3 protein-coding genes and 6 rRNA genes are annotated in these 13,424 nt (G+C 46.4%); 8 read left to right on the plus strand and 1 reads right to left on the minus strand.

Annotated features, from left to right (window positions below):
- The first annotated feature begins 155 nt into the window (after positions 1 to 155).
- The 4 genes from HHU08_RS03035 (at position 156) to rrf (HHU08_RS03050) (ending at position 6,163) form a co-directional block, all read left to right on the plus strand.
- Positions 156 to 707, plus strand: a complete 552-nt coding sequence (locus tag HHU08_RS03035) for a 2'-5' RNA ligase family protein (RefSeq protein ID WP_169187771.1) — start codon at positions 156 to 158, stop codon at positions 705 to 707.
- A gap of 283 nt (positions 708 to 990) precedes the next feature.
- Positions 991 to 2,540, plus strand: a 16S ribosomal RNA gene (locus HHU08_RS03040).
- Between the two features lie 478 nt (positions 2,541 to 3,018).
- A 23S ribosomal RNA gene (locus HHU08_RS03045) occupies positions 3,019 to 5,956 on the plus strand.
- A 90-nt stretch (positions 5,957 to 6,046) separates the two neighbouring features.
- A 5S ribosomal RNA gene (gene rrf, locus HHU08_RS03050) occupies positions 6,047 to 6,163 on the plus strand.
- Together the 16S, 23S and 5S rRNA genes form the textbook arrangement of a ribosomal RNA operon.
- A gap of 169 nt (positions 6,164 to 6,332) precedes the next feature.
- Here the strand turns inward: rrf (HHU08_RS03050) and HHU08_RS03055 are convergent.
- A complete protein-coding gene (locus HHU08_RS03055) occupies positions 6,333 to 6,632 on the minus strand; it encodes a winged helix-turn-helix transcriptional regulator (RefSeq protein WP_016205471.1) in 300 nt (99 codons plus the stop codon).
- A gap of 373 nt (positions 6,633 to 7,005) precedes the next feature.
- Here HHU08_RS03055 and HHU08_RS03060 point away from each other — a divergent pair, with 373 nt between their 5' ends.
- The 4 genes from HHU08_RS03060 to rrf (HHU08_RS03075) all read left to right on the plus strand — a co-directional run bounded on the left by HHU08_RS03060 (position 7,006) and on the right by rrf (HHU08_RS03075) (position 13,417).
- Positions 7,006 to 7,830 (plus strand): aldo/keto reductase, encoded by an 825-nt coding sequence (locus tag HHU08_RS03060; RefSeq protein ID WP_016205472.1) that lies wholly within the window; start codon positions 7,006 to 7,008, stop codon positions 7,828 to 7,830.
- A gap of 414 nt (positions 7,831 to 8,244) precedes the next feature.
- Positions 8,245 to 9,794 (plus strand): 16S ribosomal RNA (locus tag HHU08_RS03065).
- Positions 9,795 to 10,272: 478 nt separating this feature from the next.
- A 23S ribosomal RNA gene (locus HHU08_RS03070) occupies positions 10,273 to 13,210 on the plus strand.
- A gap of 90 nt (positions 13,211 to 13,300) precedes the next feature.
- Positions 13,301 to 13,417, plus strand: a 5S ribosomal RNA gene (rrf, locus tag HHU08_RS03075).
- Positions 13,418 to 13,424 lie beyond the last annotated feature (7 nt).

Genomic DNA, 13,424 nt, shown 5'->3' on the forward strand with positions numbered 1-13,424 from the left:
GTTCATTAATTAATAAATATTTTTTGCTGAATTTAATTTAATAATCTCTCTTTATTAAATTATGAGATAGTGTAGAGCATTTTCAATTGTTGTATGATAAACTTCTGATAAAATTAGCTAAGAGCTATTTACTAATAAGGAAGAGTGATTTCGTAATGTATGCTGTAATTGCTTTATTTGATGCTACGTTAGAACAAAAGATAAAAAAGATATGGGAAGGATTAGAGAGTAATAAAATCTCCTATTATGCGCAAGAGGTGGAAGATAGAGTACCACATATTACTATAGCTAGCTATAAGGAAATCCCTGTAAAGAATTTTATAAATGAGATAGAAATATTTTATAAAAATAAGAGACAAGTCCAACTTGATTTTCAAACAATAGGATCTTTTGTGAGTACACGAACACTCTTTTATTCCCCGACTGTAACAAAAGAGCTAATGGATTTTCATTCTAATCATCATCATCATCATCAATATTTTGCTTCTTATAATAAAGAGGAAGACTCGTTATACCTTCCTAGAAAATGGGTTCCGCATTGCACTTTAGCTAATAGACTTTCTCAAGAAAAGCTACAGGAGGCATATAGTTATTGTTTAGAGATAAATGAAAAGATAGAGGGGAAAATAAATCGAATAGGATTAATAAAAATTGATGGATCCAAGTGCGCTCCGGTTATTTATTCCCAAAGTTTAATAGAACGATAAAAAAGTAGTTGACGATTTAGTCAATAATTGCTATTATATAAAAGTTGCTTCTAAAAGCGACGCCAGTATGATAATTTGACAGTTGAATTTTTTTTGAAAAAAGTTATTGACTTTCAAATGAATATTGTGATATTATATAAAAGTTGCCTCTGATAAGCAACAAACAAATTGCTGTTTGAAAACTGAACAAACAAACGTCAACAATAATCGTTTTATAACGAACGTTATAGAACAAAAACAAGTAACAAAAAAGCTAGAGTTTAGCAATGAGCTAATCAACTCTTTATTGGAGAGTTTGATCCTGGCTCAGGACGAACGCTGGCGGCGTGCCTAATACATGCAAGTCGAGCGGACTTTAAAAGCTTGCTTTTAAAGTTAGCGGCGGACGGGTGAGTAACACGTGGGCAACCTGCCTGTAAGACTGGGATAACTTCGGGAAACCGGAGCTAATACCGGATAATCCTTTTCCTCTCATGAGGAAAAGCTGAAAGACGGCATCTCGCTGTCACTTACAGATGGGCCCGCGGCGCATTAGCTAGTTGGTGAGGTAACGGCTCACCAAGGCAACGATGCGTAGCCGACCTGAGAGGGTGATCGGCCACACTGGGACTGAGACACGGCCCAGACTCCTACGGGAGGCAGCAGTAGGGAATCTTCCGCAATGGACGAAAGTCTGACGGAGCAACGCCGCGTGAGTGATGAAGGTTTTCGGATCGTAAAGCTCTGTTGTTAGGGAAGAACAAGTACAAGAGTAACTGCTTGTACCTTGACGGTACCTAACCAGAAAGCCACGGCTAACTACGTGCCAGCAGCCGCGGTAATACGTAGGTGGCAAGCGTTGTCCGGAATTATTGGGCGTAAAGCGCGCGCAGGCGGTCCTTTAAGTCTGATGTGAAAGCCCACGGCTCAACCGTGGAGGGTCATTGGAAACTGGGGGACTTGAGTGCAGAAGAGAAGAGTGGAATTCCACGTGTAGCGGTGAAATGCGTAGAGATGTGGAGGAACACCAGTGGCGAAGGCGACTCTTTGGTCTGTAACTGACGCTGAGGCGCGAAAGCGTGGGGAGCAAACAGGATTAGATACCCTGGTAGTCCACGCCGTAAACGATGAGTGCTAAGTGTTAGAGGGTTTCCGCCCTTTAGTGCTGCAGCAAACGCATTAAGCACTCCGCCTGGGGAGTACGGCCGCAAGGCTGAAACTCAAAGGAATTGACGGGGGCCCGCACAAGCGGTGGAGCATGTGGTTTAATTCGAAGCAACGCGAAGAACCTTACCAGGTCTTGACATCCTCTGACACTCCTAGAGATAGGACGTTCCCCTTCGGGGGACAGAGTGACAGGTGGTGCATGGTTGTCGTCAGCTCGTGTCGTGAGATGTTGGGTTAAGTCCCGCAACGAGCGCAACCCTTGATCTTAGTTGCCAGCATTAAGTTGGGCACTCTAAGGTGACTGCCGGTGACAAACCGGAGGAAGGTGGGGATGACGTCAAATCATCATGCCCCTTATGACCTGGGCTACACACGTGCTACAATGGATGGTACAAAGGGCAGCAAAACCGCGAGGTCGAGCAAATCCCATAAAACCATTCTCAGTTCGGATTGTAGGCTGCAACTCGCCTACATGAAGCTGGAATCGCTAGTAATCGCGGATCAGCATGCCGCGGTGAATACGTTCCCGGGCCTTGTACACACCGCCCGTCACACCACGAGAGTTTGTAACACCCGAAGTCGGTGGGGTAACCTTTTTGGAGCCAGCCGCCTAAGGTGGGATAGATGATTGGGGTGAAGTCGTAACAAGGTAGCCGTATCGGAAGGTGCGGCTGGATCACCTCCTTTCTAAGGAAAATGGAATTTACATTCCATCATAGATTGTTGACGATTTGTTGTTCAGTTTTGAGGGAGCAATTAATTCCTCAAAACAGTAAGAAGTTTGAGGGTAAAGAGAAACAAGTAGATCAAGGAAGTGCCTGAGTGAGCACCGGAGCGTACGACAGTACGTGAGGAGCAGAGCAAAGAAGCTGACGAAGAGATGCGAAGTTTATCTTTAGCCGAAATTGTTCCTTGAAAACTAGATTATGAATAGTAAAAACAAGAAAGAAACCGAGTAATCGCCATCTTAGATTCTCTATGTTAGAGAATTATTTCTTTGAAAAGTAATCGTATTAAACGAATACCTATTCAAAGAATGGAGGGTAAAGAGAAACGAGCAGGTCAAGGAAGCGACGGAGCGAGCACCGGAGCGTACGACAGTACGTGAGGAGCAGAGTGAAGAAGCTGACGAAGAGATGTGAAGTTTATCTTTAGCCGACAACTAAGTTAAGTTAGAAAGGGCGCACGGTGGATGCCTTGGCACTAGGAGCCGATGAAGGACGGGATTAACACCGATATGCTTTGGGGAGCTGTAAGTAAGCTTTGATCCAGAGATTTCCGAATGGGGGAACCCTCTATCCGTAATGGGATAGAATCTTTACCTGAATACATAGGGTACTGAAGGCAGACCCGGGGAACTGAAACATCTAAGTACCCGGAGGAAGAGAAAGCAAACGCGATTCCCTGAGTAGCGGCGAGCGAAACGGGATTAGCCCAAACCAAGAGGCTTGCCTCTTGGGGTTGTAGGACACTCTATATGGAGTTACAAAGGAACGGGGTAGACGAATCGATCTGGAAAGGTCAGTCGTAGAAGGTAAAAACCCTGTAGTCGAAACTTCGTTCCCTCTTGAGTGTATCCTGAGTACGGCGGGACACGAGAAATCCCGTCGGAAGCAGGGAGGACCATCTCCCAAGGCTAAATACTCCCTAGTGACCGATAGTGAACCAGTACCGTGAGGGAAAGGTGAAAAGCACCCCGGAAGGGGAGTGAAATAGATCCTGAAACCGTGTGCCTACAAGTAGTTAGAGCCCTTTTATGGGTGATAGCGTGCCTTTTGTAGAATGAACCGGCGAGTTACGATTACATGCGAGGTTAAGTTGAAGAGACGGAGCCGCAGCGAAAGCGAGTCTGAATAGGGCGAAATAGTATGTGGTTGTAGACCCGAAACCAGGTGATCTACCCATGTCCAGGGTGAAGTCCAGGTAACACTGGATGGAGGCCCGAACCCACGCACGTTGAAAAGTGCGGGGATGAGGTGTGGGTAGCGGAGAAATTCCAATCGAACTTGGAGATAGCTGGTTCTCTCCGAAATAGCTTTAGGGCTAGCCTCAAGATTGAGAGTATTGGAGGTAGAGCACTGTTTGGACTAGGGGCCCCCATCGGGTTACCGAATTCAGACAAACTCCGAATGCCAAATACTTATTCTTGGGAGTCAGACTACGAGTGATAAGATCCGTGGTCAAGAGGGAAACAGCCCAGACCACCAGCTAAGGTCCCAAAGTATACGTTAAGTGGAAAAGGATGTGGAGTTGCTTAGACAACCAGGATGTTGGCTTAGAAGCAGCCACCATTTAAAGAGTGCGTAATAGCTCACTGGTCGAGTGACTCTGCGCCGAAAATGTACCGGGGCTAAACGTATCACCGAAGCTGTGGATTGACATCTATGATGTCAGTGGTAGGAGAGCGTTCTAAGGGCGTTGAAGCTAGACCGTAAGGACTGGTGGAGCGCTTAGAAGTGAGAATGCCGGTATGAGTAGCGAAAGATGAGTGAGAATCTCATCCACCGAATGCCTAAGGTTTCCTGAGGAAGGCTCGTCCGCTCAGGGTTAGTCGGGACCTAAGCCGAGGCTGAAAAGCGTAGGCGATGGACAACAGGTTGATATTCCTGTACCACCTTTAAATCATTTGAGCAATGGGGGGACGCAGGAGGATAGGGTAAGCGTGCTGTTGGATTAGCACGTCCAAGCAGTTAGGCCGGTAATGAGGCAAATCCCATTACCATATGGCGGAGCTGTGACGGCGAGGGAAATATAGTACCGAAGTTCCTGATTCCACACTGCCAAGAAAAGCCTCTAGCGAGATTTATGGTGCCCGTACCGCAAACCGACACAGGTAGGCGAGGAGAGAATCCTAAGGTGAGCGAGAGAACTCTCGTTAAGGAACTCGGCAAAATGACCCCGTAACTTCGGGAGAAGGGGTGCTCTTTTGGGTGTTAAAGCCCGAGAGAGCCGCAGTGAATAGGCCCAGGCGACTGTTTAGCAAAAACACAGGTCTCTGCGAAGCCGCAAGGCGAAGTATAGGGGCTGACACCTGCCCGGTGCTGGAAGGTTAAGAGGAGGGGTTAGCACGTGTAGTGCGAAGCTCTGAATTGAAGCCCCAGTAAACGGCGGCCGTAACTATAACGGTCCTAAGGTAGCGAAATTCCTTGTCGGGTAAGTTCCGACCCGCACGAAAGGTGTAACGATCTGGGCACTGTCTCAACGAGAGACTCGGTGAAATTATAGTACCTGTGAAGATGCAGGTTACCCGCGACAGGACGGAAAGACCCCGTGGAGCTTTACTGCAGCCTGATATTGAATTTTGGTACAGCTTGTACAGGATAGGTAGGAGCCTTGGAAGCCGGAGCGCCAGCTTCGGTGGAGGCATTGGTGGGATACTACCCTGGCTGTATTGACATTCTAACCCGCACCCCTGATCGGGGTGGGAGACAGTGTCAGGTGGGCAGTTTGACTGGGGCGGTCGCCTCCTAAAAAGTAACGGAGGCGCCCAAAGGTTCCCTCAGAATGGTTGGAAATCATTCGTAGAGTGTAAAGGCACAAGGGAGCTTGACTGCGAGACCTACAAGTCGAGCAGGGACGAAAGTCGGGCTTAGTGATCCGGTGGTTCCGCATGGAAGGGCCATCGCTCAACGGATAAAAGCTACCCCGGGGATAACAGGCTTATCTCCCCCAAGAGTCCACATCGACGGGGAGGTTTGGCACCTCGATGTCGGCTCATCGCATCCTGGGGCTGTAGTCGGTCCCAAGGGTTGGGCTGTTCGCCCATTAAAGCGGTACGCGAGCTGGGTTCAGAACGTCGTGAGACAGTTCGGTCCCTATCCGTCGTGGGCGTAGGAAATTTGAGAGGAGCTGTCCTTAGTACGAGAGGACCGGGATGGACGCACCGCTGGTGTACCAGTTGTCTTGCCAAAGGCATCGCTGGGTAGCTATGTGCGGAAGGGATAAGTGCTGAAAGCATCTAAGCATGAAGCCCCCCTCAAGATGAGATTTCCCATAGCGTAAGCTAGTAAGATCCCTGAAAGATGATCAGGTTGATAGGTCAGAGATGGAAGCGTGGCGACATGTGGAGTTGACTGATACTAATAGATCGAGGACTTAACTAAAAAACTCTTAGCGTAAGCTAAGAAAGATTACTTATTTCTTTCTTTTACTTCATAATCTAGTTTTGAGGGAATAACCTCAAAATAAAATAGTCTGGTGGCGATAGCGAGAAGGTCACACCCGTTCCCATACCGAACACGGAAGTTAAGCTTCTCAGCGCCAATGGTAGTTGGGGGTTCTCCCCCTGTGAGAGTAGGACGTCGCCAGGCAATTAAAAAGACCTAAAGGCTTATTGCTTTTAGGTCTTTTTGTATACTATAAAAAGTGATCTTTCTAAATGAATAATGGTAGACCTGACAAATGCTCTGTTATTTTGATGAGTATATAGATGGGATACCGTTTTTAAATGAAGTTTGCTTTATAAACTTATTAAATAGATTATGCCCATTCTGCAGCCCATTTTTTCATTTCCTTTAATACACTATGAAAGGATTCTCCTTTTTCCGTAAGAGAGTATTCGACAGTAATAGGAACTGTGGGTATAGCTGTTCGAATAATAATCCCTTTCTTTTCTAAATGTTTAAGCGTTGTAGTTAAAGAATTAGGGCTTATCCCTTCAATGGACCTCCGTAATTCGTTAAAACGTTTTGTCCCTTCAAATAATTCTCTTAGCACTAGAAAAGACCATTTATTTCCGATGATATCTAGTGTTTTTTCAATTGAGCATGGAATTTCCATTCTATACCTCCTACTTAATAATTCATAGTAAGTTAAATATAAGTAACTATGTCATAAAAATTTCACTACTTACATTATTATATTAAGTCTTGTAAAATATCAATCAAGTAAACCTAGTAGAGTATTCCTTAAAATATTATGCAGCGATTTAGCAAGTTGAAATAGGAAATATACCAATTTAATTGAAGTTGTCCTCTAAGGGGGTGGTTTTGGTTATACATAATCTTTATTGGATAAATTGAAGTGAAGGATAAACTTAATGTTTAATCGATTGTATCTGATAGCGAATAAGGAAGAGGCTAGTATTTGTACGTATGAGTTAATTATAAGGATGATAGTAAAAAGATAAACTTACAAAAAGGAGAAATGAAAAATGGAATTTGTTACATTAAATAATGGTTTAAAAATGCCTCAATTAGGTTTTGGTGTTTGGCAAGTTGCAGATGAGCAAGCAACTAGTGCAGTTGCAAAAGCACTAGAAGTAGGTTATCGCTCGATTGATACGGCAATGATTTATAAAAATGAAAAGGGTGTAGGGAAAGCAATAAAAGAATCTTCTGTTCCCCGTGAAGAGTTATTTATTACAACAAAGGTTTGGAACAGTGATCAAGGTTATGAAAATACATTAAAGGCTTTTGATGAAAGTTTAGAAAGATTAGGTCTTGAATATGTGGATTTATATTTAATTCATTGGCCAACTCCTCAATTTGATGGTTATGTGGATACATACAAAGCTTTAGAAAAATTATATAAGGATGGAAAAGTGAAGGCTATTGGAGTTTGTAACTTTGAAATTGAACATTTAGAGCGGATATTAAATGAATGTGAAGTAAAACCTGTTCTAAATCAGGTGGAATGTCATCCATACTTAGCTCAAAAGGAACTAAAGGAGTATTGTGCAAAGCATGATATTTTTGTAGAAGCGTGGAGTCCGTTAGATCAGGGTGGAGAAGTATTGCAAGATGAAGTGATTAAAAATATTGCAGATGCACATAAAAAAACACCAGCTCAAGTTGTATTGCGCTGGCATTTACAAAACCATACAATTGTAATTCCTAAGTCTGTTACTCCATCAAGAATTGAAGAAAACTTCCAGGTATTTGATTTCGAATTAGATGTAAATGAAGTGAATTCGATTAATCAATTAAATATTAATAGACGTAAAGGGTCTCACCCTAACGATATGCATGTCCGCTAGAATATTGCTTTTCTCTATGAAATAATGAAGGTAGTTTGTTGGGAGAAGGGGTTATTTCTCTCTTCTCCTATATAATTTAATTTCAGAGATGTTTATTTTAAAATTAGGAATAATTTATTTTTATTTTTTTTGAATAAACTGCTGACAAAAGGGTAATAACCTGTTATTATATAAAAGTTGCTTCTAAAGCGACGCCGGTATGATAGTTTGACAGTTGAATTTTTTTTAAAAAAGTTATTGACTTTCAAATGAACATTGTGATATTATATAAAAGTTGCCTCTGATAAGCAACAAACAAATTGCTCTTTGAAAACTGAACAAACAAACGTCAACAATAATCGTTTTATAACGAACGTTATAGAACAAAAACAAGTAACAAAAAAGCTAGAGTTTAGCAATGAGCTAATCAACTCTTTATTGGAGAGTTTGATCCTGGCTCAGGACGAACGCTGGCGGCGTGCCTAATACATGCAAGTCGAGCGGACTTTAAAAGCTTGCTTTTAAAGTTAGCGGCGGACGGGTGAGTAACACGTGGGCAACCTGCCTGTAAGACTGGGATAACTTCGGGAAACCGGAGCTAATACCGGATAATTCTTTCCACCACATGGTGGAAAGCTGAAAGACGGCATCTCGCTGTCACTTACAGATGGGCCCGCGGCGCATTAGCTAGTTGGTGAGGTAACGGCTCACCAAGGCAACGATGCGTAGCCGACCTGAGAGGGTGATCGGCCACACTGGGACTGAGACACGGCCCAGACTCCTACGGGAGGCAGCAGTAGGGAATCTTCCGCAATGGACGAAAGTCTGACGGAGCAACGCCGCGTGAGTGATGAAGGTTTTCGGATCGTAAAGCTCTGTTGTTAGGGAAGAACAAGTACAAGAGTAACTGCTTGTACCTTGACGGTACCTAACCAGAAAGCCACGGCTAACTACGTGCCAGCAGCCGCGGTAATACGTAGGTGGCAAGCGTTGTCCGGAATTATTGGGCGTAAAGCGCGCGCAGGCGGTCCTTTAAGTCTGATGTGAAAGCCCACGGCTCAACCGTGGAGGGTCATTGGAAACTGGGGGACTTGAGTGCAGAAGAGAAGAGTGGAATTCCACGTGTAGCGGTGAAATGCGTAGAGATGTGGAGGAACACCAGTGGCGAAGGCGACTCTTTGGTCTGTAACTGACGCTGAGGCGCGAAAGCGTGGGGAGCAAACAGGATTAGATACCCTGGTAGTCCACGCCGTAAACGATGAGTGCTAAGTGTTAGAGGGTTTCCGCCCTTTAGTGCTGCAGCAAACGCATTAAGCACTCCGCCTGGGGAGTACGGCCGCAAGGCTGAAACTCAAAGGAATTGACGGGGGCCCGCACAAGCGGTGGAGCATGTGGTTTAATTCGAAGCAACGCGAAGAACCTTACCAGGTCTTGACATCCTCTGACACTCCTAGAGATAGGACGTTCCCCTTCGGGGGACAGAGTGACAGGTGGTGCATGGTTGTCGTCAGCTCGTGTCGTGAGATGTTGGGTTAAGTCCCGCAACGAGCGCAACCCTTGATCTTAGTTGCCAGCATTAAGTTGGGCACTCTAAGGTGACTGCCGGTGACAAACCGGAGGAAGGTGGGGATGACGTCAAATCATCATGCCCCTTATGACCTGGGCTACACACGTGCTACAATGGATGGTACAAAGGGCAGCAAAACCGCGAGGTCGAGCAAATCCCATAAAACCATTCTCAGTTCGGATTGTAGGCTGCAACTCGCCTACATGAAGCTGGAATCGCTAGTAATCGCGGATCAGCATGCCGCGGTGAATACGTTCCCGGGCCTTGTACACACCGCCCGTCACACCACGAGAGTTTGTAACACCCGAAGTCGGTGGGGTAACCTTTTTGGAGCCAGCCGCCTAAGGTGGGATAGATGATTGGGGTGAAGTCGTAACAAGGTAGCCGTATCGGAAGGTGCGGCTGGATCACCTCCTTTCTAAGGAAAATGGAATTTACATTCCATCATAGATTGTTGACGATTTGTTGTTCAGTTTTGAGGGAGCAATTAATTCCTCAAAACAGTAAGAAGTTTGAGGGTAAAGAGAAACAAGTAGATCAAGGAAGTGCCTGAGTGAGCACCGGAGCGTACGACAGTACGTGAGGAGCAGAGCAAAGAAGCTGACGAAGAGATGCGAAGTTTATCTTTAGCCGAAATTGTTCCTTGAAAACTAGATTATGAATAGTAAAAACAAGAAAGAAACCGAGTAATCGCCATCTTAGATTCTCTATGTTAGAGAATTATTTCTTTGAAAAGTAATCGTATTAAACGAATACCTATTCAAAGAATGGAGGGTAAAGAGAAACGAGCAGGTCAAGGAAGCGACGGAGCGAGCACCGGAGCGTACGACAGTACGTGAGGAGCAGAGTGAAGAAGCTGACGAAGAGATGTGAAGTTTATCTTTAGCCGACAACTAAGTTAAGTTAGAAAGGGCGCACGGTGGATGCCTTGGCACTAGGAGCCGATGAAGGACGGGATTAACACCGATATGCTTTGGGGAGCTGTAAGTAAGCTTTGATCCAGAGATTTCCGAATGGGGGAACCCTCTATCCGTAATGGGATAGAATCTTTACCTGAATACATAGGGTACTGAAGGCAGACCCGGGGAACTGAAACATCTAAGTACCCGGAGGAAGAGAAAGCAAACGCGATTCCCTGAGTAGCGGCGAGCGAAACGGGATTAGCCCAAACCAAGAGGCTTGCCTCTTGGGGTTGTAGGACACTCTATATGGAGTTACAAAGGAACGGGGTAGACGAATCGATCTGGAAAGGTCAGTCGTAGAAGGTAAAAACCCTGTAGTCGAAACTTCGTTCCCTCTTGAGTGTATCCTGAGTACGGCGGGACACGAGAAATCCCGTCGGAAGCAGGGAGGACCATCTCCCAAGGCTAAATACTCCCTAGTGACCGATAGTGAACCAGTACCGTGAGGGAAAGGTGAAAAGCACCCCGGAAGGGGAGTGAAATAGATCCTGAAACCGTGTGCCTACAAGTAGTTAGAGCCCTTTTATGGGTGATAGCGTGCCTTTTGTAGAATGAACCGGCGAGTTACGATTACATGCGAGGTTAAGTTGAAGAGACGGAGCCGCAGCGAAAGCGAGTCTGAATAGGGCGAAATAGTATGTGGTTGTAGACCCGAAACCAGGTGATCTACCCATGTCCAGGGTGAAGTCCAGGTAACACTGGATGGAGGCCCGAACCCACGCACGTTGAAAAGTGCGGGGATGAGGTGTGGGTAGCGGAGAAATTCCAATCGAACTTGGAGATAGCTGGTTCTCTCCGAAATAGCTTTAGGGCTAGCCTCAAGATTGAGAGTATTGGAGGTAGAGCACTGTTTGGACTAGGGGCCCCCATCGGGTTACCGAATTCAGACAAACTCCGAATGCCAAATACTTATTCTTGGGAGTCAGACTACGAGTGATAAGATCCGTGGTCAAGAGGGAAACAGCCCAGACCACCAGCTAAGGTCCCAAAGTATACGTTAAGTGGAAAAGGATGTGGAGTTGCTTAGACAACCAGGATGTTGGCTTAGAAGCAGCCACCATTTAAAGAGTGCGTAATAGCTCACTGGTCGAGTGACTCTGCGCCGAAAATGTACCGGGGCTAAACGTATCACCGAAGCTGTGGATTGACATCTATGATGTCAGTGGTAGGAGAGCGTTCTAAGGGCGTTGAAGCTAGACCGTAAGGACTGGTGGAGCGCTTAGAAGTGAGAATGCCGGTATGAGTAGCGAAAGATGAGTGAGAATCTCATCCACCGAATGCCTAAGGTTTCCTGAGGAAGGCTCGTCCGCTCAGGGTTAGTCGGGACCTAAGCCGAGGCTGAAAAGCGTAGGCGATGGACAACAGGTTGATATTCCTGTACCACCTTTAAATCATTTGAGCAATGGGGGGACGCAGGAGGATAGGGTAAGCGTGCTGTTGGATTAGCACGTCCAAGCAGTTAGGCCGGTAATGAGGCAAATCCCATTACCATATGGCGGAGCTGTGACGGCGAGGGAAATATAGTACCGAAGTTCCTGATTCCACACTGCCAAGAAAAGCCTCTAGCGAGATTTATGGTGCCCGTACCGCAAACCGACACAGGTAGGCGAGGAGAGAATCCTAAGGTGAGCGAGAGAACTCTCGTTAAGGAACTCGGCAAAATGACCCCGTAACTTCGGGAGAAGGGGTGCTCTTTTGGGTGTTAAAGCCCGAGAGAGCCGCAGTGAATAGGCCCAGGCGACTGTTTAGCAAAAACACAGGTCTCTGCGAAGCCGCAAGGCGAAGTATAGGGGCTGACACCTGCCCGGTGCTGGAAGGTTAAGAGGAGGGGTTAGCACGTGTAGTGCGAAGCTCTGAATTGAAGCCCCAGTAAACGGCGGCCGTAACTATAACGGTCCTAAGGTAGCGAAATTCCTTGTCGGGTAAGTTCCGACCCGCACGAAAGGTGTAACGATCTGGGCACTGTCTCAACGAGAGACTCGGTGAAATTATAGTACCTGTGAAGATGCAGGTTACCCGCGACAGGACGGAAAGACCCCGTGGAGCTTTACTGCAGCCTGATATTGAATTTTGGTACAGCTTGTACAGGATAGGTAGGAGCCTTGGAAGCCGGAGCGCCAGCTTCGGTGGAGGCATTGGTGGGATACTACCCTGGCTGTATTGACATTCTAACCCGCACCCCTGATCGGGGTGGGAGACAGTGTCAGGTGGGCAGTTTGACTGGGGCGGTCGCCTCCTAAAAAGTAACGGAGGCGCCCAAAGGTTCCCTCAGAATGGTTGGAAATCATTCGTAGAGTGTAAAGGCACAAGGGAGCTTGACTGCGAGACCTACAAGTCGAGCAGGGACGAAAGTCGGGCTTAGTGATCCGGTGGTTCCGCATGGAAGGGCCATCGCTCAACGGATAAAAGCTACCCCGGGGATAACAGGCTTATCTCCCCCAAGAGTCCACATCGACGGGGAGGTTTGGCACCTCGATGTCGGCTCATCGCATCCTGGGGCTGTAGTCGGTCCCAAGGGTTGGGCTGTTCGCCCATTAAAGCGGTACGCGAGCTGGGTTCAGAACGTCGTGAGACAGTTCGGTCCCTATCCGTCGTGGGCGTAGGAAATTTGAGAGGAGCTGTCCTTAGTACGAGAGGACCGGGATGGACGCACCGCTGGTGTACCAGTTGTCTTGCCAAAGGCATCGCTGGGTAGCTATGTGCGGAAGGGATAAGTGCTGAAAGCATCTAAGCATGAAGCCCCCCTCAAGATGAGATTTCCCATAGCGTAAGCTAGTAAGATCCCTGAAAGATGATCAGGTTGATAGGTCAGAGATGGAAGCGTGGCGACATGTGGAGTTGACTGATACTAATAGATCGAGGACTTAACTAAAAAACTCTTAGCGTAAGCTAAGAAAGATTACTTATTTCTTTCTTTTACTTCATAATCTAGTTTTGAGGGAATAACCTCAAAATAAAATAGTCTGGTGGCGATAGCGAGAAGGTCACACCCGTTCCCATACCGAACACGGAAGTTAAGCTTCTCAGCGCCGATGGTAGTTGGGGGTTCCCCCCCTGTGAGAGTAGGACGTCGCCAGGCAAATGAA

The organism is Niallia alba (genome assembly GCF_012933555.1).
In the GTDB taxonomy this organism is placed as follows: Bacteria; Bacillota; Bacilli; order Bacillales; family Cytobacillaceae; genus Niallia; species Niallia alba.

Coding starts and splice junctions, on each gene's coding strand:
- HHU08_RS03035 (WP_169187771.1), top strand. CDS start 156: ATGTATGCTGTAATTGCTTTATTTGATGCTACGTTAGAACAAAAGATA.
- HHU08_RS03055 (WP_016205471.1), bottom strand. CDS start 6,632: ATGGAAATTCCATGCTCAATTGAAAAAACACTAGATATCATCGGAAAT.
- HHU08_RS03060 (WP_016205472.1), top strand. CDS start 7,006: ATGGAATTTGTTACATTAAATAATGGTTTAAAAATGCCTCAATTAGGT.